This window comes from uncultured Pigmentiphaga sp. (assembly GCF_937950555.1).
Classification (GTDB): Bacteria; Pseudomonadota; Gammaproteobacteria; order Burkholderiales; family Burkholderiaceae_B; genus Pigmentiphaga.
The window spans coordinates 19,501-43,613 of record NZ_CALFCW010000014.1; the positions used below are offsets into that span (position 1 = coordinate 19,501).

A 24,113-nucleotide genomic window follows, 5' to 3' on the forward strand; every position below is an offset into this window, starting at 1 on the left:
CTTGCGACAATCTCTATGCAGGATGATCAAACCATGGTGACACAGGAGCCCGGCGAGGCCGCCTCCGCCGAGCCGACCGTTTTCGAACGCATAGGCGGGGAAGCCCGGGTGCGCGAACTCGTCGACCGTTTCTACGACTTGATGGACCTGGACGCGGATTTGGCGGACCTGCGCGCCGCTCACGGACCCTCCCTGGACCAGGCGCGGCAGAAATTGTTTTGGTTCCTGTGCGGCTGGATGGGCGGGCCCAATTACTACATCGAACGTTTCGGCCACCCGCGGCTGCGCGCCCGCCACCTGCCGTTCTCCATCGGCACCAAAGAGCGCGACCAGTGGGTGATCTGCATGGGGCGCGCGATGCAGCAGATAGGCGTGGAGCCAGCGCTGGCCGACAGGCTGCTCGCCGCGTTCTATGACACGGCCGACTGGATGCGCAACCGCCCCGAATAAGGGCGCGCCTCACGCGCCGGGTGCCGCTGGTCCCGTACGCTCCCAGGGCGGCGTGCCGCCCAGGTGCTCCCGCAGCCAGGCGAGCAATACCTCGATGCGCGGCAGTCCGCGCTTGCGCGCGGGAATCAGGGCCTTGAGCCAAACGTCCTGCAATGGATAGCCTTCCAGCAAGGCGACCAGACTGCCGTCGGCCAATGCCCGGCCGGCCACGTAGGCGGGCAGCACGGCGATGCCGTTGCCGGCGCGCGCTGCCGCGTAGAGGGCATAGTTGTCGTTCGCGCCCAAGCGCGCCGGGACATCCACCCGGATCGGCCCCCGGTCGCTGTTGAAATGCCAGGTGTGGCCCGTGGGATTGAACACCAGGCAGTCGTGATCGGCGAGGTCACGCGGGTGGCGTGGCGCCGGGCGACGGGCCAGGTAGGCCGGTGACGCGCACACCACCTGCCTGAGCGGGCACAGCGGCTCGTCTACGACGCCTTCGTAGCTGTCGGCCCGGCCGCTTACGGAAATGTCGAAGCCTTCTTCGGCCGGGTTGGCGGAGCGGTCCAGCAAGGTGATTTCCAGGGTCAGCCGATCGTAGCGCTGCTGGAATGCGGCCAAGATGTCGGCCAGGTACAGGACCGTCAACGAGGTGGGCGCGCGCAGGCGTATGTGGCCTTCGAGGGCGTTCTGGTCGCGCTTGAGTTCGGACGCGATGGCATCGAAGTCGGCGACCAGGGCGCGGGCGCGCGCATGGAACTTGTGGCCGGCTTCCGTGAGGGTGACGCGGCGGCTGGAGCGCTCGAACAAGCGTGCGCCCAGGGTCCACTCCAAATGCCCGATCCGTTTGGCGATGACCGACGGAACCGTATCCAGTTGGCGTGCCGCTTCCGAAAAATTGCCGCCGCGCACGGTGGCGAGAAAGGCCCGCAAGTTGGCCAGTGTATCCATATCTTTTCTAAACTGCGAAAACAGGTGCTGCAAATTAGATCAGATAATCCGATTTGAAATAGATACCATGCGGGGCTCCAAGGGTTATGAGATGAGGCAGTGAACATGGCGACCCCGGCAAGCATTTCCGAGCCGGCCCGGCAAACACCGGTGCTGGGTGAGTACGACGTCGTCGTCCTGGGGGGCGGGCCAGCCGGCATGACGGCCGCGGCGGCGGCAGCCCGCCGCGGATGCCGCACGTTGTTGATCGAGCGGTATGGATTCCTCGGCGGCATGGGAACGGCGGCCGGGGTGACGAATTTCTGCGGCTTGCACGCCAACGTGTTCGGAGAGCACCGGCGCGTGATCCGAGGCCTGGCAGACGAGTTGCTCGGCAGCTTGGAGCGTTTGGGCGGCCTGTGCGAGCCGCATCGCATGTTCCAAGACAAAATCATGGCCCAGGCCTATGACAACGCTGCCTTCAAGCTGGCTGCCGACGAGCTGGTCGCGGGCAGCGGCAGCAAGCTGCTGTTCCATGCCTATGCCGCTGGTGTCGTGATGCGCTCGGCCAGTGAGGTCGCCGCCTTGCTCGTGGAAACCAAGTCTGGGCGCGGTGCCGTGATCGGCAGGATTTACATCGATTGCTCGGGAGACGGCGACGTTGCCGCGGCGGCCGGCGTTCCGTATGAGAAGGGTGACGGCCAGGGTGGGATGCTGTATCCGTCCACCATGTTCCGCGTCAACAATGTCGATCCTGCCCGGGCGGGCAATGCCTGGGAGCACTTCGGCCGCCTGATGGAGGAGGCGTCGCGGGACGGACGCCGCTTTGCGCGCAAGACACCCATCGTCCGGCCGCAGAGAAATCCCTCGGAGTGGCGCGCCAACGTGACGCAACTGAGTAATCCCGACGGTTCGGCCATCGACGGGACTGACGCCTGGCAGTTGACCGAGGGCGAGTTGCAGGGACGCCGCCAGGTGCGCGAATTCTTCGAATTCCTGCGCGACTATGCCCCGGGCTTCGAGTCTTCGTACATCCTCGAGATCGCGCCGCAGGTCGGCATCCGCGAAACGCGACGCATCGTCGGCGAATATCAGTTGAGCGAGGAAGACGTGCTCGGCTGCGCGAGCTTCGACGACACCATAGGGGTAAACGGCTGGCCCGTGGAAGCGCACGTGGCAGGCGACATCGTTTTCAAGTTCGTCGACGTGCCCAACTGCCGCGGCTTCAATCACCTGCCGTACCGCATGTTGCTGCCGCAGAGGGTGGACAACCTCTTGGTTGCCGGACGCTGCGCGTCCATGACCCATATGGGGCAGTCGGCGGCGCGGGTGACGGGGCCGTGCTTTGCCATGGGCCAGGCGGCCGGAACTGCCGCGGCCCTCGCCCTGCAGGCCGGAGTGGCGCCGCGCCGGCTCGACGTGGCGCGACTGCAGGACGCGCTCGAGCAAGACGGCGCCTATCTGGGCCGGGACATCTAGCGCCCGGGGCCTACTCTATTCATTCACTACAAGGAGACGATACCGTGATCAGGAAACTGGCTGCGGCCATGCTTTTCGTGCCCATGATCGCCTTGCCGGCCCATGCTGAGTGGCCGGAGCGGACGGTGCGCATCATTGCGCCTTTTGCGCCGGCCTCCACGCCGGATACGCTGGCCCGGGTTCTGTCCGAGCGCCTGTCCAAGCAGCTCAAGCAGACCTTCGTCGTCGAGAACAAGGCGGGGGCGGGCGGCATGATAGGCACCGACCACGTCGCCAAGGCGGCGCCGGACGGGTATACCCTGGGCGTGAGCATCACCGGGCCGCTGGTCAACAACAAGGTGTTGTACAAGAAGATGCCGTACGACCCGGATAAAGACCTGACGCCCATCACGGTTGCCGTGATGCAGCCCAGCGTCCTCGTGGCGCGCGCCGGTCTACCGGCAAAGGACCTCGCGCAGCTGATTGAGCTGCTCAAGCAATCGCCAGGCAAGTTCAATTACGCGTCCATCGGCAACGGCTCGCTGTCCCATCTCGCGATGGAGCTGGTCGCTTCGCGCAGCGGGACCAGCATCGTGCATGTACCCTACGGCGGCTCCAGCCAGGCCGTGACCGCGCTGATCGCAGGTGACGTGGACATGGCCTGCCTGCCCGCGGCGGCGGTGCAGTCTTTCGTCAAGGCCGGAAAACTCCGCGCCATTGCCGTCACGACCGGCAAGCGCACCCGCTTCATGCCGGAGGTGCCGACCCTCGCCGAGCAGGGCATGGACGGGGTCGATACGGGTGCCTGGATGGGCATTGTCGCTCCCGGCGGCATGGATGAGGGATTGAAGGCCCGCATCCACGCGGAAGTGGTGCGCGCCCTGCGCGACCCGGAGGCTCGCAAGGCATTCGATGCGCAGATGATGGAAGTGGTGGCCGGGACACCCGAGGAGTTTGCGGCGTACTTGAAGGATGAGGCGGAGCGCTGGTTCCCCATCATCCGCAAGAATGACATCCGTCTCGACTGACCTGCGCGCGTAGACGCGGCGGATACCCGCCCGCGCCACGGCAACATGCTTGCCTGGCATCCGTGCCCATGCGTGCGGCCGGCAACGGGCCCGGGCGATGCTGCCTTGCGGTCAGGCTCTAAAATCCCATTTTTGGGGGTCGAGTCTTGACTGAATATTTGTTGTGGGGCAGCACCGTTGCTGCCGCGCTTGCCGCGCTTTTCGCGCTGCTGGCGCTGTTGCGCAAGCCCGGGTCCGGCGATCCTCGTCCGGACCAGATCCTGGAGGCGCAGGAAAGGCTGGAGCGTTCGCTGCGGGCGGAGATCACGGAGAGCCAGCGGGGGCTGCGTTCCGAGCTGGCCGAGTCGACGCGCGGGCTGCGCACCGAGCTCGGGCAGGCGCTGGCCCAAGGCCTTCAGGCCATGGGCAGCCAGCAGGCGCAGCAGGCCCAGGTGCTCAACCAGCAGCTCGACGCCTTCGCGCAGAATCTCACTGTGCTCACGGCGCAATTGCAGGAGCGCTTCGAGGCTTTGCGGCTCTCGCTCACTCGCGATGCCGCCGTCACCCGTGAGGAAAGCGCCCTGGCCCTGCAACGGTTCGCGGACCGATTTTCCGAGCAACTGCGCGTGCTGACTGAAGCGAACGAGCGCCGCATGGCGGAGGTGCGCGCCACGGTCGAGCAGCGCCTCAAAGACTTGCAGTCCGACAACGCCGCCAAGCTGGAAGAGATGCGGCGCACCGTGGACGAGAAACTGCACGCGACGCTGGAGCAGCGGCTCGGCGAGTCTTTCAAGCTGGTTTCCGACCGGCTGGAGGCCGTGCACAAGGGGCTGGGCGAAATGCAAACGCTCGCCGCAGGCGTGGGCGACCTCAAGCGCGTGCTGACCAACGTCAAGACCCGCGGCACCTGGGGGGAGGTGCAATTGGGCATGCTGATCGAACAGACCATGACGCCCGCCCAATACGGCCGCAACGTCAAGCCGGTGCCAGGCCGGGACGACCTGGTGGAGTTCGCCATCCGGTTGCCGGGGCGGGACGAGTCCGGCCCGGTTTGGCTGCCGATCGACGCCAAATTCCCCAAGGAAGAATACGAGCGCCTGGTGGACGCCCAGGAGCGGGCCGACCCCGAGGCCGTGCGTGCGGCCGGCGCGGCGTTCGAGCGAGGCGTGGAACTGGAGGCGCGCCGCATTGCGACCAAGTACATCGCGCCGCCGCACACTACCGATTTCGCCATTATGTTCCTGCCGACCGAAAGCCTCTACGCCGAGGTGTTGCGGCGTCCGGGCCTGATCGACAAGCTCCATGCCTTGCGCATCAATGTGGCGGGTCCGAGCAACCTGGCGGCCTTGCTCAACAGCTTGCAAATGGGCTTCCGTACCCTGGCCATCGAACAGCGTTCGTCGGAGGTGTGGAAGGTGCTCGGCGCGGTCAAGGCCGAGTTCGGGAAATTCGGCGAGGTGCTGGCGAGCGTGAAGAAGACACTGGAGACCGCGAGCAACAAGATCGGGCAAACCGAGGTGCGCACGCGGGCCATGCTCCGTAATCTCAAGACCGTCGAAGCCCTGCCCGAGAACGAGGCCCAGCAATTGCTTGGGGCGGACGGCGACGAGGACGCCCAGGGGTAGGCTCGCTGCAACCGGCGAGGTCGCCCGGCCCAAGGGCCGCGCTACACTGAAGCCCGGCGCCGCGGCGGCGGTAGGGAGCAGGCATGAGGCAAGCGGGATTGGACGACGCGGTCAACGTAGTGGGCCCCCGTAGCGGTTATTCCCTGTACGACACCGACGTCGCATTGCAGGAGGCCGTCGCCCGCGAAGGTGCGGCCCATGCGCAGGAGGCGTTGCGCGAGCACGGCGCTTGGCTGGGCCGGCCCGAGGTGATGGAGGCGGGCCGCGACGCCAATGCGCATCCGCCGCAATTCATTCCCGTCGATCCCGTTGGGCGACGGGTCGATGCGCTGCGTTTCCACCCGGCGTGGCACTTCCTGATGTCTGGCATTTTCCAGCGCGGGCTGCATTGCGCGCCGTGGTCATCTCCGGCCCCCGGCGCCATGGCGGCCCGCGCCGCAGGCTACCTCATGCAGGGACAGGTCGAGGCGGGTACCCTTTGCCCGACCACCATGACCTTCGGCGCCATTCCCGTGCTGGCCAAGGAGCCGGCCGGAGAAGTCGATTTCGCCCGCGACTGGCTGGCCCTCCTGTATTCCCGTTGCTACGACCCGGCCGATGCGCCCGTTGCGTCCAAGCGAGGCGTGTTGGTCGGCATGGGCATGACCGAGAAGCAGGGAGGCTCCGACGTGCGTGCCAATACGACGCACGCCGAGCCGTGTGCGGCGCCCGGCCGCGGCCGCTCCTATCTGCTCACGGGCCACAAATGGTTTTATTCCGTGCCGCAGTCAGACGCCCATCTGGTGCTGGCCCAGGCAGGCGAAGGCTTGTCGTGCTTTTTCGTGCCCCGGTATCGCCCCGATGGCCGGCGCAACGCCGTCCGCATCGTGCGGCTGAAGGACAAGCTGGGCAACCGCAGCAACGCAAGCGCCGAGGTCGAGTTCTGCGGCGCCTGGGGCGTGATGGTAGGGGATCCCGGCCGCGGCGTGCCGACCATCCTGGAGATGGCGTCTCATACTCGGCTCGATTGCGTGCTGGGCAGCGCGGCCTTGCTGCGGCAGGCGACCGTCCAGGCGCTGCACTTTTGCTCGCGGCGCCAGGCGTTCGGAAAACTGCTCATCCGGCAGTCCCTGATGCGGCACCTCCTGGCAGACCTCGCCCTAGAGAGCGAAGCTGCCACGGCACTTGCCATGCGCCTTGCGCGCGCGTTCGAGTCCGACGCCCCGCTCGAGCGGGCGCTCCGGCGCATCGTGACGCCAGCGGCCAAATACTGGGTCTGCAAGCGGGCCGAGGCGGCCATCGGCGAATGCATGGAAGCATGCGGCGGAAACGGCTACGTCGAGGACGGCCCGATGCCGCGGCTCTACCGGGAGGCGCCCGTCAATGCGATCTGGGAAGGGGCGGGAAACATCATGTGCCTGGACGTGCTGCGGGCGATGCAGCGGGATCCGGAAGCGCTCGAAGCCCTCGAGGAACACCTGCGGGACAGGGGACGGGGCAGCGACGAGTTCCGCGCGGCGTGGCAGGCCTGGGTCGATCTGATCGCCGCGAGGGACGAGGCAGAGTTCAAGGCGCGCCGCATCGCCGGCTTGACGGCTGCGCTGGTGCAGGCGGCGGTGCTGATGGACATCCCCGGCGGCATGGCGGCGGATGCCTTCATTGCGGCACGGCTGGCGCAGCCGAGCTGGCTGTACGGCGACAGCGACACCGGGCATGGGGAGGCGGCGTGCGCCTTCCTGCTTGCCCGGGCTTGGCCGGAATCCGGATAGCGGGCGCCGGCGCGGCCTGCATGCCCGCAAGTGCTAAAGTGTCCGCTAAAACCCCTCGCAATAGTTTGGTCACCACTATCATGCTTTCTCAACAACAGCTCAAACAGCAAGCCGCCGATGCGGCGCTCGCCTTCGTCGCCGAGGTGGCGGCGCCCGACGTGGTCATCGGCGTCGGCACCGGCTCGACCGCCGATCTATTCATCGACGGGCTCGCGGCCTACAAGGGCCGCATTCGCGGCACCGTCGCCAGCTCCGAGCGCAGCGCCGCGCGGCTCGCGGGGCACGGGCTTGCGGTCCTTGACCTGAACGACGTGGACTACATGCCCATCTACGTCGACGGCGCCGACGAGATCGACGACCACCTGCACATGATCAAGGGCGGTGGCGGCGCGCTCACGCGCGAAAAAATCGTCGCGTCGGTGGCCGAGCGCTTCATTTGCATTGCCGACGAATCCAAGCTGGTCGCACAGCTGGGCGCGTTTCCGCTGCCGGTCGAAGTCATTCCCATGGCGCGGGAGGCGGTGGCACGCACCTTGCGCCTGCTGGGAGGTCAGCCTCGGCTGCGCGAGGGGTTCGTCACGGATAACGGCAACGTCATCCTCGACGTGCACGGCTTGCGGATTGCCGAGGCGCAAGGCTTGGAGAAAGTGATCAATGACGTCCCGGGCGTGGTGACCTGCGGTCTGTTCGCACTGCGCGGCGCAGACGTGGCGCTCCTCGCCACCCAGTCCGGCGTTCGCAGGCTGGAAAAACCGCATCACGCATAGCCTCCCGCGCGCTGCGCCGGCGCCGACATATCCGTGTCATATGGCGTTCATAAACTGAGATGCATTGCCATGGGCCGGGGCATGACGTCCGGCCCGCCGTTTTTTGGGCTGGGAGCGGACATGACTGAACACACGCACAAGCAGTACGACGCAGAGCTGGAGGAAATCCGGTCGCGCTTGCTGCAAATGGGAGGCCTGGTCGAGGCACAAATCACCGGCGCCATCGACGGCCTGGCCAACGGCGACCTGGCGACGCTCGAACAAGTGATCGTGCGGGACGTCGAGGTCAACAAGTTCGAGATCGAACTGGACGAGGCCTGCAGTCACATCCTGGCGCGGCGGCAGCCCGCGGCCGGCGACTTGCGGATGATCATTACCGTCATCAAGATGATCACCGACATGGAACGGGCGGGCGACGAAGCCGAAAAAATCGCCCGCATGGCGAAGATGATCCACGAGGCCGGCCGAATGAACATGCCCGCCGTCGAGCTCTGGCACATGGCCAACACCGTGGTCACGATGCTGCGAAGGGCGCTGGATGCCTTTGCCCGCCTCGATGTCCAGGCTGCGGTCCAGGTGGTCAGGCAGGACAAGGCCGTGGATGCGGAGTGGCAAGGCATCATCCGCCAGCTCATCACCTACATGATCGAGGATCCGCGCAAAATCTCGCGGTCCATCGAATTGCTCTTCATCGCCAAGGCGCTGGAGCGGATCGGCGACCATGCGAAGAACATGTGCGAACTGGTCGTCTACATGGTCAAAGGCCGGGACGTGCGCCACACCGGCGTGGACAACGTCGAGCGGGAGGCGTCGGCGTAGCCGCCCAAGCCCGGGACGCCCCTGTGGCCTGCCCCTGGGGGCGGGCTGCGCCGGCCACGCGTGGCGCCCCGTGCGGGAGGCCCGGGACGCGCAGCAGGCGGGTCTTATTTCGGGGGAACGTAGCCTTGCGCCTCGACGTGGCCATCTTCGAATAAGTACCGCTGCATTTGCTGCTGCAGGTACTTGCGGGCCCGGGCGTCGGCAAGGTTGAGCCGGTTTTCATTGACCAGGCGGGTCTGGGTCTGGACCCATTCCTGCCAGGCCTCCTTGGAAATGTTCTGCCAGATCTTGGTGCCGAGTTCGCCAGGGTAGGGCGGGTAGTCCAACCCTTCCGCCTCTTTCTTGAGCTTGACGCAGTAGACCATGCGAGTCATGTGAGCACCTGTTCCGCGGTTGATTGCAATGCGGCTATTGTAGCGAAGCGCGGTTTGCGGCATCGCGGAAATCGCCGGCGGGCAGGACCATCTTCATGGCGGCCGGCGTCGCCGCTACTTTCCGCCTTTTCCCCTGGCCTCCATTCTGGCCTGATAAATCCGCCGCTTGTTATCGCGGCTGCGCCGCACGTGTTCGCGCATCAGGCTCTCCGCGCGCGTGCCTTCGCCACGCTCGATGGCCCCGACCAGGTCTTCGTGGTCCTGGTGGGCGCGATGGATAAAGGTGTATTCCGAGCTGGGCATGGTCTCGTCCAGGCCCAGGCCCAGCACGACGGCGCCCACTAGCGGAATCTGCGAGACCTGCTCCAAGATGCCGGCTAGCAGCGGGTTGCCCGCTGCCCGGATCAAGGTCGCGTGGAAACGCGCATTCATCGCCGACCAGCGAGGCGTTTCGACGCGGTAGCCGTTCTCCGCGGCGTCCTCCAGCAGCCGCCAGCCTTCCTCTATGCAGTCGCGAAGCGTCTCGATGACGTCGGGGGAGGGCCCGCGTTCGGTGGCGAGCCTCGCGGCCATGCCTTCCAGCGTACTGCGCACGTCGAGCGCCTGGGAGAGGTCGTCCAGATTGAATGCCTTGACCCGGAAGCCGCGGGTAGGCAGGCGCTCGAGCAGGCCTTCCTTGACCAATTCCTCGAACGCGAGCCGGATGGGCGTGCGGGAGACGCCGAGCTCTGCCGCGAGTTGCAGTTCCACGAGGCGCTCGCCCTGGGAATAGGCGCCCGACATGATGCGCCGGCGCAGCTCGGCGGCAACCGTATTGATTTGTGTGGCCATTTGCCGGATCGGTCGTTGTGGGGTTTTCGTCGCCAGGGATGGTAGTCCCTATGGCAGCATCCTTAAATTTGCATGCAGAATGACGAAATATTTGCACGTAAAACGAAAATAACCAATAATTTGCATGCAATTTAATTAGATCTCTTAGTATGAGGCGCTCATGATCCCCTCTTCGGCATACGTCGGCCTGCCGCCTCCGCTGGCCGATTCCGTTGTCAAGACCAAGCATTTTTTCCAGGCGCTGGATAACTTCGCCAAAGTGTTCGCGATCCGTCCAGGCGAGCGCGTCTTGATGTTGACTGACCAGTTGCTGGACACGCGCGTCGTCGATGCCGTGATCGGCCTGGCGCGCGCCCGGGGCGCGCAGGTGCGCGTCTATACCGAGCCCAATTCGCGCGTGACCGCCGTGCCCGAGCCGGTAAAAGGCTTGCTGGAGCAAGCAGACTTCGTGGTGTCGACCTGGTTCTGTTCGATCGAGGATCCGTTCTGCATCGCCATGCGCAAGCGGGGCCAGCGTTGGGTCAAGATCACGTATTTCCGCGACCTGGACCTGCTCCATACCCCGCAGGCCCGTTTCCCCATCGAGATCGTCGGCGCGCTGTGCCGGGCCACCGCCAAGCGCTACCCGCAAGGCGAGAGCTTCGACCTGCACTTCACCGATCCGCGAGGCACCGATTTCCGCATCGGTTTCACCCCCGAGACGCGCGACACCATGCTGTCGTCCAACCGCTGGCGCGGTGTTACCACGGCGGACGAGCCCGGCTGCTACGTGCATTACCTGCCTACCCACGGGCCCAATCTATGGGACCGGACGGCGGTCCGTAATGACCATTCGGTCAAGACGCCGATGTCGGGTGTCATCTATCCGCAATGGGCGGTCGGCTTTGCCAAGCCATTCGAAGAGCGCATCGCCGTGCGCTTCGAGGGCGAGTACGTCAGCGCGGTCGAGGGAGAGTCCGAAGAAGCGCGCATCCTGCACGACATGCTGGTGGGTGGACGCATGATCGAAGGCGGCGGTTGCGGCTTCAACCCCAAGGCGCCGCGCCATACCGTTTATCCGGCCGGCTCCAACGCGCCGGGGGCGCTGCATTTCGGCATCGACCTGGTCAAGCCCAGCGACTACATACGGCGCGTGCTACCCGATTGGGAAGAGCCGCCCGTGCACATGGACCTGGTTTGCCTGGATGCCACCGTCAAGGCCGGGCCAAACACGCTGATCGATCGAGGATTCCTGTGTGCGTTGCGCGATCCGGAAGTGGTCGAGATCGCTTCTCGCTACGGCGACCCGGTGGAGTTGCTCGAAGCCGGCGTGGACTGAATCACACCCTTGTCTTGGGCCGGCCTCACGAAGACAAGCAATGCCGGCATGAAGACAACTCAAACAGCAAAGGAGACGCGTATGAACCCAGTAAAACCCGGGCGCACCCCGGTTCGTTGGCTTGCCGCCATGGCACTGTCGGTCGCGGGGGTCGCGGGCGTGGGCGCCGCGGAGAATGATGCGCAATGGCCGCAACGCCCCATTACCATGATCGTGCCCTTCGTGGCCGGCGGAGGCGGGGACACGCTGGCCCGCCTGTATGCCCGCGAGATGGAGGGCAAGATCCGGCAACCCATCATTATCGATAACCGCGCCGGGGCGGGCGGCAACATCGGGACGGCGGCTGCCGCGCGGGCCACGCCGGACGGGCACACCGTGGTGTTCGGGACCAACGGCACCATGGCCACCAATCATTGGCTCTATAAATCGGTCGGCTACTCGCCGGACGATTTCGAGCCGATCGCGCGGTTCTCGGTGATCTCGATGGTCATGTTCGTGAGCCCGGATTCGCGTTTTAACTCCGCCAAGGAATTGATCGAATACGCCAGGCAGCATCCGCGCGAGCTGACCTGCGCGTCGGCCGGCAACGGCACGGCTTCGCACATGGCTTGCGGGCTGTTGCAGCACATGGCGAAGGTCGAGTTCACCCACGTGCCGTACAAAGGGGGGGCGCCCGCGTCCACCGACGTGCGTTCGGGCCGGGTATCGTTCATGATCGACGTGGCGCCGTATCTGGTACCCCTGGCCAAGAGCAAGCAGATCAAGGTGCTGGCCGTCTCCACGCCGCAGCGCATTCCGGCGTTGCCAGATGTACCCACCATTGCCGAGAGCGGCGTGCCGGGTTACGAGCTTTTCGCGTGGGACGGATTGTTTGCTCCCAAGGGAACGCCGGCCGACCGCTTGGACCGCCTGCACCAGGCAGTGAACGAGGTGCTCAAGGATCCGGCCTTCGACCGCACCATGCAGGAGCGCGGCTCCATCAATTCGCCCATGAGCCGGAGCGAGTTCGCGCAGTTCGTGCGCAAGGAATATGAGCTGCACGGCGAAATCGTCAAGTTCACCGGCGCGCGGATAGATTGAGCGTTGCGCGGCCGGGCGCCAGGCCTGGCGGCGCAACGGAGGCGGCGTTTGCCGGGCAGGCGCTCGCTAGCGCGCCGGGCCGCCGGAGCGGGTTTCCTGGGCGGGCAGCACGATGAATCCCCCTTCTTCGGGAAGCGTGCGCTTTTGACGGACGGTAGCGTTCTCTCCCGCATCTAGGCGTACCGAGAATGCGCTGTTTCTCCCGTTTGCCCTGAGATACACGTTCAGGTAATGCACGCCTGGTCCGAGGACCGTGACGGGCACTTCGAGCACGGCCCGGCGCTGCGCATCGAGGGGGACGGTCGCAGGCGTGGCGGCGTCCACGCGCAGGGCACCTTCCGTGCCGTAGCGCACTTCTACGGCGCTCACGCCGGGCGATCCGGTCAATGCGAGCCTCACCGTGGCCGGACCGGCGGGAAGCGGGGCAGGCGGCGTGCGCACCGCCACGGCGACGAGGTCTCCCGGCTTGCGGGGACGCGGCTCGAAACCGTCATGCCTTGCGGAGGACGTCGCCTCCTGCGCAGCGTGCTGCGATTCGTGCGCGCAAGCGGGTAGGGCGGACAGCGACGTGGACAGCACGACCACTAGGGCGGCCATGTTGCGTCGAGCCGGCACGCGCGCGGCTTGAGGATTCGGTGTCGGTCGCATCACTGGCCTCCGGCGGAAATGCGTTCAAAAGTCACTTCATAACAGACTTGCGTCCCCGGCGGGGCGCGCTCGACGTCGTCATCGTCGTCGTCCGCGTCTTCGGCGATGGAGTAGTCCAGCAGCGTGGCGGTATAGGTGCCGGGCTCGAGTTCGCCTTCGACTTCTTCGTCGTCCATGTCGATAGATTCGCCTGAGCGGGAAAGCATGAGGAACGCCTTGGTCTTCGCACCTTCCGGCGAGAGGAGCCGGGCGCCCAGCCTGTAGCTTCCCGGTTCCTCGACCTGCAGGCGCAGGAACCGGCCTTGGTCGAGCTTGTTGGATTCGTTCCCGAGCAAGTTGGATACGCATGCTTGCTGCCTTGTGGGCGTCTTCGCCTGCGGCGCGGCGAACGTGAGATAGGGTGTGGCCGAGATGGGAGGGTCGGTGGGAATCGTGTACGACGCGGCACTGCCCCACTCGTCCAACTCGCCCAGGGCAGGCGTGCCGACATCGGCCAGCAGTTGGTTGACGCGGCCGATGACGACGCCGTCGGTCAGGTGCTTGGCCAACGCGGCACCGAACGGGAAGATGCTCGTGTAGGCAGGCGTGTGCCTTTGCTCGTTCCGGAGGATGGAGACCGTGGACTTGAAGCCGTCCGGCTCTTGCGCAAGCTGGTAAAGGAAATACTGAATCGCCGCTTCGTTGTACCAGGCAGCGTCGTCGGGCGGGGCGGGCGGCGCGCTGACGTCGAAGTAGAAGCTGTACTGTTGCCTCGGGCCCGACGTGTCGACATAGAAAGGATCATCGCGCACGATGCCCGACAGGCCGTTGCCCCAGCCTTCGCCCCAAGCAATCCGCATGTCGAGCTTGTCGCCCTCCGTGTGCGGTCCGCCTGGAGAATCAGAGCGCGAGATGTGCGCCTCGAAATAGTGGCCCCATTCGTGGACGACGACGCCAGTGTCGTACTCGTCGGTGTCGACGTCGGCCTTGCCGAGGATGTACAAGCCGGGCGCCGGGCCGCCCGACGTGAAGTGGCTGGTGCCGATGTCGCCGTCGGCAGGATTGCCGTTGGCGCTGCGGTTGTTCACGCTCCAGTAGATGTCCAGGTGAGGGAAGTTGATGTCGGGCGCCACGGCGAGGAAGCGCTGCATGGAGGCGTAGGCCTGGTCCAGCACGGAAAAGGGGCCGGCGGCGCGCGGGCCGGCATACCTGCCTGACGCGTTGGAGCCCGTCCAGCCCGAGGCAGCGTGCAGGTCGAGGGTCATGCCAACCTGCGGCACGGACAACGGGCTGCTCACGAGCGCATACACCGGGGCATTGGACGGGACCGCCCGATACCCCGGATGCGTGTTGTCGCGCACGGCCACGCTCCACGCGCCTTGCGGGCTTTCGCGCAGCAGGCGCGCCTGCACCCGTATTTGCACGTTGCGGCCAGGCGGTAGCGCGAGGGCATACCAGCCTTGTTCGTCGGTGACAGTGCTGGCCAGGACCTCCTCTCCGCTGATGGCTTCGACCACCGCGCCGCGCACGGGCAGCGCACGGGTCGCGCCGTAGTCCAGGCCCGCCGACTTCTTGGCCGGAACGGCATCGTAGGTCACGGTTCCCGAGACGGAGCCAGGTTCGGGTTGCGGGTTGGAGCCGCTACCGCCTCCGCATGCGGCGAGGAGCATCGACAGGGACAGGGCCGCGGCGGCGAGAAGCCGGCCTGGGCGGCAGCGTAGGGGAGGATCGGCCGAGGCGTTCGGTCCGGCCGCGTGGGTAGCGCTCATGGATGGATTTCCCTCTGGATGGTCGAACACAAATGATACATTGCGTCACAAATTGAAATATCGCGACGATGTGTTTATCCCGGCAGGCGCGGACGCATAATGGGCATAGAGGAAGGGTGACTGCGCTTTTTCCCAGAGGTGAACCATGGCCGACGCCCAGGCGCGCCCGCCCCGCAGGCGCTACCACAGCTTCGACGAGTTCTACGATTTCTACCTGAGCGAGCACGCACATCCGGTTTCCCGGCGCATGCACGTGGCAGGCACCAGCGCGGCGCTGGCGTTGGCGGTGTTGGGCGTTGCGCTTGGCCGGCCGTGGCTGTTCGCGGCGGCGGTGGCCTGCGGCTACGGCTTGGCCTGGGCCGGACACTTCTTTTTCGAGAAGAACCGGCCGGCCACGTTTGCGCACCCGTGGTGGTCCCTGAAGGGAGACTTCAGGCTGTGGGCGGAAACGCTCACGGGACGCCGGAGGTGGTGAGGCCGCCGCCGTCAGCCCCGGCGCAGCGGCGCCAGCAGCGAGGCCAGGCCGTTGTGGTCGATCTCGTGCATCAGGGCCAGCAGGCGCCCCAGTTCTCCGGGCGGAAAACCCTCGCGGGCGAACCAGGCGAGGTAGGGGCCGGGCAGGTCGGCAATTTTCCTGCCCTTGTATTTGCCGTACGGCATTTCGACCGTGACCAACCGCTGGAGCGCTTCGGCATCGAGCGGCGTAGGAAGCGGTGGCTCCATGAGGTGATAGGCTCCAATGCGGGACAGCGGCCCGTCCGGCAATGCCACGGCAAGCGCGGCGGCTAGGATTGCTCCGCTCGCATTGTGCCATGGCGGCAAGGGGCGTCGCTGCCGGAGCGCCGGCCCGCGGGCTGCGTCCCGGGAAAATGTTTTCCGGCTCGAGGCACAGCAAAAGAAACTCAACGAATACGGCATCACCAGCATCCGCGTTCCCGGCACGACCGTGGCCGCGTATCGCCAGTTCCAGCAGTTGCGCGACAGCGGCAGGGCGGCCGTGCGCTACAGCATCCTGTTCCGGCCGCGGGACCTCGCAGACTTCCGCTCCAGCATCGTCGAGGCGGGCATACGCCAGGGAGAGGGCGACGAGTGCGTGCGCGTATGGGGCCTCAAGATCAGCGTGGACGGCGGCTTCGAGGGGGGGCGCATGACCCGGCCGTATGAGGGAGAGCTGGGCAAGGGCGGCACCTATTACGGGCTGCAGCTCGTGCCGCAGGAAAGTTTCGACGCCTACGTGGCGGCTATCAATCGGGCAGGATGGCGCGCAGCCGTGCATGCCGTGGGCGACGCCGCGGTGGACCAGGTGCTGCAGGGGTTCGAGCGGGCGGATGCGGAGCGAGACATCAACGGGCGGGGCTGGACCATCGAGCACGCCTTCGTCACGCGGCCGGACCAATACCCGCGCATCAAGGCCATGGATCTGCGGTTGTCGGTGCAGGACCACCTCTACCTCGCGGCGCCCGTGCTCAAGCGGTATTGGGGACCAAGCGGTGCCCTCGCGCGAGGCGGTGCTCAGGCTCATGACCATCAACAACGCCCGCTTGACGGACGAAGAGGCAATCAAGGGGTCGATCGAAGCCGGCAAGCTTGCCGACTTCGTCGTGCTATCGGCCGATTACCTCAGCATTCCCGCCTCGGAGGTGCAGCATCTGAAGGCGCTGGCGACCTACGTCGGCGGCCGGGAAGTCTATCGTTCCGCCGCCTTTTAGGGGCGGTGCCGTCACGGCTTGAGCACGACTTTCACGCAGCCGTTTTCTTTGTCGCGGAAGATCTCGTACATGGTGGGTCCGTCCTCGAGCGCTTCGGTATGGGTGATGACGAAGGATGGGTCCAGGCGGCCTTCGGCGACGAGGTGTAGGAGTTCTTCGCTCCAGCGCAGCACGTGAGTCTGCCCCATGCGCCAGGTCAGGCCTTTGTTCATCGAAGCGCCGAAGGGGATTTTGTCGATCAACCCGCCGTAAACCCCCGGGATAGAAAGTACGCCGGCTGGCCGGCAGACGTAAATCATCTCCCGCAGGACGTGGGGCCGGTCGCTTTCCAGCATGACGGCCTGCTTGGCGCGATCGTACATTGCGTCCAGCGAGCGCGCTGCATGGGATTCCATGCCCACCGCGTCGATGCATTTTTCCGGCCCCTTGCCCGCCGTCAGGTCACGTAGCCGCTCCACCACGCTTTCTTGCTCGAAGTCGATGACCGTTGCGCCGGCCTTGGCGGCCATGGCCAGCCGTTCGGCGACGCGGTCGATGACGATGACTTGGCGCGCGCCCAGCAACTGGGCGCTGCGCATCGCCATCAGCCCGACCGGCCCGGCGCCCCAGATCGCCACCGTATCCGTGGGCGCGATGTCGCATTGAACGGCTGCCTGCCATCCGGTCGGCAGAATGTCGCCGAGGAACAAGACCTGCTCATCCGTGAGGTCGGCCGGAACTTTGATGTGCGTCGTGTCCGCATAGGGCACCCGGACGTATTCGGCCTGCCCGCCGGCGTAGCCGCCGGTCAGGTGGGTGTAGCCGAACAGCCCCGCGGTCGTGTGGCCAAAGGCTTTCGTCGCCAGGTCTTTGTTGCGGTTCGTGCGCTCGCACACGGAGTAATTGCCGCGCCTGCATTGGTCGCACGCGCCGCAGCAGATGGTGAAGGGGACGACTACCCGGTCCCCCACCTTGAGTTTGCGCGCAGCCGGGCCGACCTCCACCACTTCGCCCATGAACTCATGGCCCATGACGTCGCCCGCTTTCATGCCCGGCATGAAACCGTCGAATAAGTGCAGGTCCGAACCGCAGATGGCGCAGGCGGAGACTTTGACGATGGCGTCGCCGGGCTCCTCGATGCGGGGGTCGGGGACGGTGTCGTAGCGGATGTCTTTCTTGCCGTGCCAGCACAACGCTTTCATGCTGCTCTCCTTTCGTTGGAAGCCGGGCACCGTCAGCAAGCGCTGTGCCCCTCCTACCGCCTCTTGCCCCCTTGACGGTGGCGAAGGCCATCGGACATACTCGTGTTAAACGTTTGTTTAAAACGATCGTTTAGTAGATTTAAAAGGAGGTGCCGATGAAGGTGACGCGCGACGATCTCAGGAAGGCCGCAGAGCGGTTCAAGAATTGGGGGAAGTGGGGGCCGGACGACGAAATCGGGACCCTCAACTATGTGCAGCCCGAAGACATCATCCGGGCCGCGCAGCTCGTCAGGCAGGGCAAGGTCATCTCGTTGGCGCTGAATTTCGACCAGCACGGCCCGCAGGGAGCGAAAAGCAAATATCCCGCGATGGGGCGCATCAACCCGCTGCATCTCATGCTGCGCACCGGCACGGATGCCTACTCGGGCGTGTTGGATTCCCGGGGTATACGCGCTGCCGACGACATCGTCGTGATGCCGCTCCAGTGCGGCACGCAATGGGACGGCCTGGGCCATGTCTTCTACGAAAACTGGATGTGGAACGGCTACGATTGCCGCGAGGTGACGTCGGCAGGCGCGCAAAAGGCCGGAATAGAAAAGACCAAGAACAAGATGGTGGGGCGAGGCGTGCTGCTTGACGTCGCGCGGGCCAAAGGCGTAGACCAGCTCGAGGACGGGTACCCCATCACCAGCGACGACCTGGAGGAAACCGCCCGCAAGCAAGGCGTGCAGGTGGGGCGCGGCGATTTCGTCATCGTGCGGACCGGCCAGATGGAAGCCAAGCTCAAGCAGGGCAGCTGGGACGGTTATCCTGGGGGCGACGCGCCAGGGTTTTCCTTCCAAACGCTCGAGTGGGTGCATGGTTCGCAGATCGCTGCACTGGCGAGCGATACATGGGGGTGCGAAGTGCGCCCCAATGAGTCTGAGCCGGGCATCAACCAGCCCTGGCATTGGATCACCATTCCCATCATCGGCCTGACGATGGGCGAAATCTTTTATGTGGCGGACCTCGCCGACGATTGCGCGGCCGACGGTCAGTACGAGTTTCTTTTCGTGGCCCCGACGCTGCCGATTACCGGCGCCGTCGGTTCTCCAACCAACCCGCTGGCCATCAAGTAATCGGCAAGGAGGCGATCTTGGCTAAGACGACCGGCGCGCAGGTCATCGCCGACATGTTCAAGGCGTACGGCGTGACCCACGTATTCATGGTGCCTGCCATCCTGCGGCGGACTTTCGCCGAACTCGAGTTCCGGACAAACATCGCGCGCGTCCATACGCACGGGGAAAAATCGGCGGCCTATATGGCCGACGGCTATGCCCGCGCCAGCGGCAAGCCGGGCATTTGCATGGCGCAAATCGTCGGGGCGCTGAACCTGGCCGCAGGCTTGCGAGATGCTTGGCTGGCGCAATCGCCCGTCATCGCGATCACCGGAGGGCGCGATCCACGCACGAAATTCCGCAAGCTTTACCAGGAGGTCGACGACGTCCCGGCGTTCGAGCCCGTGACGAAGTGGAACGCCACCGTCGACGCCCCGGAGCGCATCCCCGACATGCTGCGCCAGGCATTCCGCGCGGCCGTGAGCGGGGCGCCCGGCCCGGTGCACCTGCAATTCCGGGGTAACGAAGGGCAGATCGATGCGGAGGAAGCCGACATGGAGGCGGAAATTGACGAGCGCTTTGCGCGCGTGCCTCCGTATCGTCCCGAACCCGAGCCCGAGCAGGTCGATCGGGTGCTGGGCTTGTTGCGGGAAGCGTCGCGACCGATATTCGTCGTCGGCGGCGGGGTGCGCAACTCCCGCGCCCAGGCCGAGCTTCGCGCGCTGGCCGAGGCGCTGCAGATTCCCGTGGCGACTTCGCTCAATGCCAAGGATGCGATTCCTGGCAATCATCCCTTGAGCGTGGGGGTGGTCGGCTCCTACTCGCGCGAAAGCGCCAACCTCACGGTTCAGCGGGCCGACCTCGTGTGCTTCGTGGGCACGGAGGCCGGCGGGATGACGACCCACGTCTGGCAGGTGCCCGCGCCCGGCGTTGCCGCCATCCAGATCGACATCAACCCGGAAGTCATCGGCCGCAACTATCCCTTGCGTGCGTCGCTGTGCGCCGATGCGCGCGCTGCGCTGGCGAGGCTGCTCGAACGTGCGCGGAACCAGCCTGCGGTAGACCGGCGAGCTTGGCTGGACGAAGTCGCCAAGCTCAAGCACGATTGGTACGAGAAATACAGGCCGGCCCTGACGTCGGACGCCGTTCCCATCCGTCCGGAGCGTATCTGCCATGAGCTTACGCAGCATGTGCCCGACGACGCGATGGTGGTGGTCGATACCGGGCATGCGGGCATGTGGATGGGCGGCATGTTCGACCTGCGCTCGACGAGCCAAAGCTATATCCGCAGCGCGGGCCACTTGGGCTGGGCATTTCCGGCCGGACTGGGCGCCAAATGCGCGCAGCCGGAGCGCCCAGTGGTCGTCTTCACCGGCGATGCCGGCTTTTGGTACCACATCGCCGAGCTGGAAACGGCGGTGCGCTGGAAGATTAACACCGTCGTGGTGGTCAACAACAACAGCGGCGGCAATCAGTCCAAGCGGGGTTTTGATCGCGCCTATGGCGGTCAGCAGACCGAAAGGGGGCGCGAGCTCTGGACCTATACCCCGGTCAATTTCGCCGAAATCGCCAACACGATCGGCGCGCTCGGCATCCGCGTGACGCAACCCGGACAGCTTCCCGCGGCGCTCGAGCAAGCGCTGGCCGCGGGGCGGCCGGCCGTGATCGATGTCGTGACGGACATCGAAGTGCTGGCACCGCCCCCAGTGGCGTGAGCAAGGAGGGGCCGCAGGTTTAGGTTGATGGTTTGGAACGTCCGTCGGCAGCCCGGCCGGTCAGAGCGGGCGCCGTCGGCATGTGGCGGTATTCACTAGGACGAGGAGGAGATGATGCATCGCACGTTGAAGCGTTTGATCTTGGGCTCTGCCGCTTGTCTTGCTGCCTTTGGCGCATGGGCCGCCGAGTCGGATTACCCAACCAAGCCCGTCAAGCTGATCGTGGCCTTTCCGCCCGGCGGGCCGGCCGATGTGACGGCCCGCATCGTTTCCCAGAAACTGAGCGAGCGGCTTGGGCAGGCGGTTGTAATCGAGAACCGGGGCGGCGCGGGCGGCAACGTCGGCGCGCAGGCTGTGGCCAAGGCCGATCCGGACGGCTATACCTACCTGGTCACGACGACATCTTTCGCCGTGAACCCGGCGCTGTCCGGCAAGGATGCGGGCTATGACGCAGAGAAGGATTTCGCGCCCGTTTCCATCATCGCCACGCAGCCGAACGCGATCGCGGTCCACAAGAGCCTGGGCGTGCAGACCTTGGCGCAGCTGCGCGAGAAGGCGTCCAAGGAGAAGCTGTCGTTCGCCAGCCCCGGCACCGGTACCACGCCACACCTCACCGGGGAAAACCTGTTCAAGATCAAGTGGCGCACGGAAATGACGCACGTGCCCTATCGGGGTGCCGGCCCGGCCGCCGCGGCCCTGGCGGCGGGAGAGCCGCCCGTGGGGTCGCTGGCCGTGGCGGGCGTGCTGCCCTTCGTCAAGAGCGGCCGCGTGGAGGCGCTCGCCGTCTCGAGCAAGGAGCGCATCCCCATGCTGCCTGACGTCCCGACGCTCGCGGAGCTGGGCTATCCCGATATCCTGGACTACACCTGGACTGCCGTTCTCGCTCCCGCAGGCACGCCCAAGGACCGCATCGAGAAGGTCAGCCGGGCCATCGACGAAACGCTCAAGGAGGCAGACATCAAGAACAACCTGGCCATGCAGGCGCTGATCCCGGTGGGGGGCACGCCCGACGAGTTCGGCACCTACCTGAAGGACGAGCTCAAGCGCTGGGCCACCATCGTGCGCGAAACCGGCGCCAAGCTGGAGCAGTAAGTGCAGCGGTAAGGCGCCGCGGCTAGAAGCCGTGTTCGCAGAAATCCAGGATCTCGGCCAGCGCCTGCGCCAGGTCCGTACCCTTGCACGTTCCCCGGGAAATGATCTCGATGCGCCCGGTGTTGGACGCCACGTAGATGTAGATCCCCATGACGAACGTCAGGCGCCAGTAGATCGACTCCGGGGAGCGGTCGGGAAAGCAGGCGCGCAGGGCATCCACGAACTTGAAGGTGGTTTGGTCGTAGTAGCGGGCACGTAGCGCCTGCTCGAGTTCTTTGGGCTCGTGGTGCAGGCGCGCCTGCAGCTTCACGAAGGCTCGGCCACCGGGGCCGTCGTCGTTGGCCATGCGCAGGGGCGGGTAGACGAAGGCATAGATGATGTCGCGTAGCGCGACTTTTCCGCTTTCGGCTCCGCGCCGCAGGGCCTCTGCCAACAGTTCTTCCCTCTCTTGCATCAGCACGCGGCAGCGCCGCTCGAATACCGCCATGAACAGACCCTGCTTGGTCTGGAAATGGTAGTTGATGAGCGCCTGGTTGACGCCGGCCGATTGCGCAATCTGCCGGACCGAAGCCGCCGTATAGCCGTGTTCGGCGAAAAGGAGCTCGGCGACGTCGAGGAGCCGTGTAACGACTTGAGGGGGAACGTGGGAGGCGAGTTTGGAGTTGTTCACGTGCAAACCGGCAAACCCTCGATAGACGTGGGATTATGCCATGCCAGGGGCGCGTACAGGCGGCCAGGATGTGCCCGGCGCCGCGCCACGCCTCAGTGCAGCGATGACAGAAATTGCTGGAGTTCGGGCGTCCGTGGGCTGTTGAACAATTCTTCGGGCGGCCCCATTTCGTGCACCTTTCCCTGGCGCATGAACACCACGCGGTCGCTGACCTTGCGCGCGAAGCATTTCGTGGGTCACCATGACGAGCGTCATGCCGTCGCGGGCCAGGCTACAGCAGGCCGACGCAACTGAACACCACAAACGGCTTGAAGGTGGCATTGGCGATCATGGTGCCAGCTTTGGTTAGTTCGATGAGTCCGATGACCGAGGCGAGCGCCGTGCCTTTGATCACCTGTACCAGGAAGCCCCGGTCGGGGCGATCGCCAGGCGGGACGCCCCGTTCTGGACCCGCGGGAGGCGCTTGATGCCCCGTTCTGGCGCGGTTGGGTGGGGGCTTACAGCCGCTTGATGAAGACCTGGCTGTTGCGGCTGCGGTCGTAATGCGCCTGTTTGTCCTTGGGCAGGTCCGCCACGCTTCCTTGGGCGAAGCCGCGCTTGATGAACCAGTGCGCCGTGCGCGTGGTCAGCACGAACAAACGCGTAATGCCCGCCGCGCGCGCGCGCGCCTCGATATGCCGCAGCAGCTTGTCTCCCTCGCCGGCGCCTTGCCAGGCGGGGTTGACCGTCAGGGCGGCCATTTCGGCCATTTTTTCTTCCGGGTAGGTGTACAGGGCCGCGCAGCCGTAGATCACGCCGTCGTGCTCGGCCACCGAGAATTTCTCGATGTCGCGCTCGATGCTGCCGCGGCCCCGGCGCACCAGCGTGCCGTCCACTTCGAGGGGTTCGATCAGGTGGAGGATCGCGCCCACGTCGTCGATGGTGGCGGGGCGCAGGTCGTCCAGCGTGTCTTCGACCACCATGGTGCCTACGCCGTCGTGCGTGAAGACTTCCAGCAATACACTGCCGTCGAGGTCGTGCGGGACGAGGTGCGCGCGCGCCACGCCTTGCTTGACGGCACGCGAGGCGTGGCGCAGGAAAACGGCGGTGCCCGGGTCCAGGTTGCCCTGGGCGAGAAGGGCGTCGGCGTCTTCGCGCGCCAGTTCGGAGTCGACGTTGCCGTCTTTGTCGAGGACGAGGGGCGTGTCGGTCAGGAAAATGAGCTTTTCGGCGCGCAACGCGACGGCCACCGAAGTGGCGAGATCCTCCATGGAGAGATTGAAAGCTTCGCCAGTGGGGGAGAAGCCCAGCGGGGACAGCAGCACGATGGATCCGTGGTCCAGCGCCAGCCGCAGCGCCTCGGCGTCCACCTTGCGGACCTGTCCGGTATGGCGGTAGTCCACGCCGTCGATGACGCCGACCGGGCGCGCTGTGATGAAGTTGCCCGAAACGACCCGGATGTGCGAATGCGACATCGGGGTGTTGGGCAGGCCCTGGCTGAAGGCGGCTTCGATGTCGAGCCGGATTTCGCCGGCGGCTTCCTTGGCACACTCGAGCGCCGCCGCGTCGGTGACCTGGATGCCGCGGTCGAACTGGAAGGGAATGCCTTTCAGGCGGAGCTGCTCATTGACCTGGGGCCGCGAGCCGTGCACCAGCACCAGCCGGATGCCCAGGGCGCTAAGCAAGGACAGGTCCTGGATCAGGCTGTTGAGCGCGCCGGCCTGGACCAGCTCCCCGCCGAAAGCCACCACGAAGGTCTTGCCGCGGAAGGCGTGCACGTAAGGGGCGACCTCGCGGAACCACTGTACGAACCGGGCGTTCAGGTCGAGGTTGGCAGAGTCGGGGTCAGAAGGTTGGGCGGCAGCGTTCATCCCAAAATTATAATGAC

At 65.6% G+C, this 24,113-nt stretch carries 23 protein-coding genes and 3 pseudogenes; 15 read left to right on the forward strand and 11 right to left on the reverse strand.

Translation table 11 applies throughout. The annotated features are described in order from the left end of the window. Window positions 1-33 precede the first annotated feature (33 nt). A complete protein-coding gene (locus tag Q0319_RS02395) occupies window positions 34-450 on the forward strand; it encodes a group II truncated hemoglobin (protein WP_296469108.1) in 417 nt (138 codons plus the stop codon). A 9-nt stretch (window positions 451-459) separates the two neighbouring features. Here the strand turns inward: Q0319_RS02395 and Q0319_RS02400 are convergent, their stop codons facing one another. After that, window positions 460-1,380 carry a LysR family transcriptional regulator gene (locus Q0319_RS02400; RefSeq protein ID WP_296469106.1) on the reverse strand — a complete coding sequence of 307 codons (921 nt, stop codon included), beginning with the start codon at window positions 1,378-1,380 and terminating at the stop codon, window positions 460-462. A 105-nt stretch (window positions 1,381-1,485) separates the two neighbouring features. Between Q0319_RS02400 and Q0319_RS02405 the strand changes: the two genes are divergently transcribed. The 6 genes from Q0319_RS02405 (at window position 1,486) to phoU (ending at window position 8,783) form a co-directional block, all read left to right on the forward strand. Beyond that, entirely contained in the window at window positions 1,486-2,838 is a 1,353-nt protein-coding gene (locus Q0319_RS02405; protein WP_296469103.1) for an FAD-dependent oxidoreductase, read from the forward strand. Window positions 2,839-2,882: 44 nt separating this feature from the next. Beyond that, window positions 2,883-3,845 carry a tripartite tricarboxylate transporter substrate binding protein gene (locus Q0319_RS02410; RefSeq protein ID WP_296464441.1) on the forward strand — a complete coding sequence of 321 codons (963 nt, stop codon included), beginning with the start codon at window positions 2,883-2,885 and terminating at the stop codon, window positions 3,843-3,845. 146 nt (window positions 3,846-3,991) lie between these two features. Then, complete coding sequence (gene rmuC / locus Q0319_RS02415) at window positions 3,992-5,449, forward strand: DNA recombination protein RmuC (RefSeq protein ID WP_296464437.1); 1,458 nt, start codon at window positions 3,992-3,994, stop codon at window positions 5,447-5,449. An 83-nt stretch (window positions 5,450-5,532) separates the two neighbouring features. After that, entirely contained in the window at window positions 5,533-7,197 is a 1,665-nt protein-coding gene (locus Q0319_RS02420) for an isovaleryl-CoA dehydrogenase (RefSeq protein WP_299450692.1), read from the forward strand. Window positions 7,198-7,277: 80 nt separating this feature from the next. Then, window positions 7,278-7,964, forward strand: coding sequence for a ribose-5-phosphate isomerase RpiA (gene rpiA / locus Q0319_RS02425; protein WP_296464431.1), 687 nt, complete (start codon window positions 7,278-7,280; stop codon window positions 7,962-7,964). Between the two features lie 120 nt (window positions 7,965-8,084). Next, window positions 8,085-8,783 (forward strand): phosphate signaling complex protein PhoU, encoded by a 699-nt coding sequence (phoU, locus tag Q0319_RS02430; protein ID WP_296464429.1) that lies wholly within the window; start codon window positions 8,085-8,087, stop codon window positions 8,781-8,783. Window positions 8,784-8,887: 104 nt separating this feature from the next. Here the strand turns inward: phoU and Q0319_RS02435 are convergent, their stop codons facing one another. Beyond that, window positions 8,888-9,157: an oxidative damage protection protein gene (locus Q0319_RS02435; RefSeq protein ID WP_296464426.1), complete on the reverse strand. Its 270-nt coding sequence runs from the start codon at window positions 9,155-9,157 to the stop codon at window positions 8,888-8,890. A gap of 114 nt (window positions 9,158-9,271) precedes the next feature. Next, entirely contained in the window at window positions 9,272-9,988 is a 717-nt protein-coding gene (locus Q0319_RS02440) for a GntR family transcriptional regulator (RefSeq protein ID WP_296464422.1), read from the reverse strand. Between the two features lie 160 nt (window positions 9,989-10,148). Between Q0319_RS02440 and Q0319_RS02445 the strand changes: the two genes are divergently transcribed. Both Q0319_RS02445 and Q0319_RS02450 read left to right on the forward strand, forming a co-directional pair. Beyond that, window positions 10,149-11,306: a hypothetical protein gene (locus Q0319_RS02445; protein WP_296464418.1), complete on the forward strand. Its 1,158-nt coding sequence runs from the start codon at window positions 10,149-10,151 to the stop codon at window positions 11,304-11,306. 81 nt (window positions 11,307-11,387) lie between these two features. Then, window positions 11,388-12,386 carry a tripartite tricarboxylate transporter substrate binding protein gene (locus Q0319_RS02450; RefSeq protein WP_299450697.1) on the forward strand — a complete coding sequence of 333 codons (999 nt, stop codon included), beginning with the start codon at window positions 11,388-11,390 and terminating at the stop codon, window positions 12,384-12,386. A 66-nt stretch (window positions 12,387-12,452) separates the two neighbouring features. Here the strand turns inward: Q0319_RS02450 and Q0319_RS02455 are convergent, their stop codons facing one another. Both Q0319_RS02455 and Q0319_RS02460 read right to left on the reverse strand, forming a co-directional pair. Next, window positions 12,453-13,034 (reverse strand): hypothetical protein, encoded by a 582-nt coding sequence (locus tag Q0319_RS02455; protein WP_296464413.1) that lies wholly within the window; start codon window positions 13,032-13,034, stop codon window positions 12,453-12,455. Continuing rightward, a complete protein-coding gene (locus Q0319_RS02460) occupies window positions 13,034-14,782 on the reverse strand; it encodes a hypothetical protein (protein WP_299450699.1) in 1,749 nt (582 codons plus the stop codon). The genes Q0319_RS02455 and Q0319_RS02460 overlap by 1 nt, the downstream gene beginning before the upstream one ends. Window positions 14,783-14,927: 145 nt before the next feature. Here Q0319_RS02460 and Q0319_RS02465 point away from each other — a divergent pair, with 145 nt between their 5' ends. Continuing rightward, window positions 14,928-15,257, forward strand: coding sequence for a DUF962 domain-containing protein (locus Q0319_RS02465; protein WP_296464405.1), 330 nt, complete (start codon window positions 14,928-14,930; stop codon window positions 15,255-15,257). An 11-nt stretch (window positions 15,258-15,268) separates the two neighbouring features. On the opposite strand, the gene Q0319_RS02470 is transcribed toward Q0319_RS02465, so the two are convergent. Then, the gene (locus Q0319_RS02470; RefSeq protein ID WP_296464402.1) at window positions 15,269-15,505 is read right to left on the reverse strand and encodes a DUF3820 family protein; all 237 of its coding nucleotides are present in this window, start codon (window positions 15,503-15,505) and stop codon (window positions 15,269-15,271) included. Between the two features lie 16 nt (window positions 15,506-15,521). Between Q0319_RS02470 and Q0319_RS02475 the strand changes: the two are divergent. Both Q0319_RS02475 and Q0319_RS19340 read left to right on the forward strand, forming a co-directional pair. Further along, a pseudogene (locus tag Q0319_RS02475) lies at window positions 15,522-16,169 on the forward strand (amidohydrolase family protein); the annotation flags it as partial. 133 nt (window positions 16,170-16,302) lie between these two features. After that, on the forward strand, window positions 16,303-16,491 hold the full coding sequence (locus Q0319_RS19340) for an amidohydrolase family protein (protein ID WP_363322234.1): 189 nt from the start codon (window positions 16,303-16,305) through the stop codon (window positions 16,489-16,491). A gap of 11 nt (window positions 16,492-16,502) precedes the next feature. On the opposite strand, the gene Q0319_RS02485 is transcribed toward Q0319_RS19340, so the two are convergent. Continuing rightward, window positions 16,503-17,672: a zinc-dependent alcohol dehydrogenase gene (locus tag Q0319_RS02485; protein WP_299450702.1), complete on the reverse strand. Its 1,170-nt coding sequence runs from the start codon at window positions 17,670-17,672 to the stop codon at window positions 16,503-16,505. Between the two features lie 155 nt (window positions 17,673-17,827). Here Q0319_RS02485 and Q0319_RS02490 point away from each other — a divergent pair, with 155 nt between their 5' ends. From Q0319_RS02490 to Q0319_RS02500, 3 genes are all read left to right on the forward strand, one after another. Beyond that, entirely contained in the window at window positions 17,828-18,790 is a 963-nt protein-coding gene (locus tag Q0319_RS02490) for a cyclase family protein (protein WP_296464396.1), read from the forward strand. 17 nt (window positions 18,791-18,807) lie between these two features. Then, window positions 18,808-20,484 carry a thiamine pyrophosphate-binding protein gene (locus tag Q0319_RS02495; protein ID WP_296464393.1) on the forward strand — a complete coding sequence of 559 codons (1,677 nt, stop codon included), beginning with the start codon at window positions 18,808-18,810 and terminating at the stop codon, window positions 20,482-20,484. A 111-nt stretch (window positions 20,485-20,595) separates the two neighbouring features. Beyond that, the gene (locus tag Q0319_RS02500) at window positions 20,596-21,576 is read left to right on the forward strand and encodes a tripartite tricarboxylate transporter substrate-binding protein (protein WP_296464389.1); all 981 of its coding nucleotides are present in this window, start codon (window positions 20,596-20,598) and stop codon (window positions 21,574-21,576) included. A 22-nt stretch (window positions 21,577-21,598) separates the two neighbouring features. On the opposite strand, the gene Q0319_RS02505 is transcribed toward Q0319_RS02500, so the two are convergent. The 4 genes and pseudogenes from Q0319_RS02505 to argA form a co-directional block, all read right to left on the reverse strand. Continuing rightward, window positions 21,599-22,246, reverse strand: a complete 648-nt coding sequence (locus Q0319_RS02505) for a TetR/AcrR family transcriptional regulator (RefSeq protein ID WP_296464385.1) — start codon at window positions 22,244-22,246, stop codon at window positions 21,599-21,601. A 92-nt stretch (window positions 22,247-22,338) separates the two neighbouring features. Next, window positions 22,339-22,519: pseudogene (locus Q0319_RS02510) on the reverse strand (amino acid ABC transporter ATP-binding protein); the annotation flags it as partial. 1 nt (window position 22,520) lies between these two features. Then, a pseudogene (locus tag Q0319_RS02515) lies at window positions 22,521-22,655 on the reverse strand (amino acid ABC transporter permease); the annotation flags it as partial. A gap of 88 nt (window positions 22,656-22,743) precedes the next feature. After that, window positions 22,744-24,096: an amino-acid N-acetyltransferase gene (argA, locus tag Q0319_RS02520; RefSeq protein ID WP_299450706.1), complete on the reverse strand. Its 1,353-nt coding sequence runs from the start codon at window positions 24,094-24,096 to the stop codon at window positions 22,744-22,746. Between the last annotated feature and the right edge of the window lie 17 nt (window positions 24,097-24,113).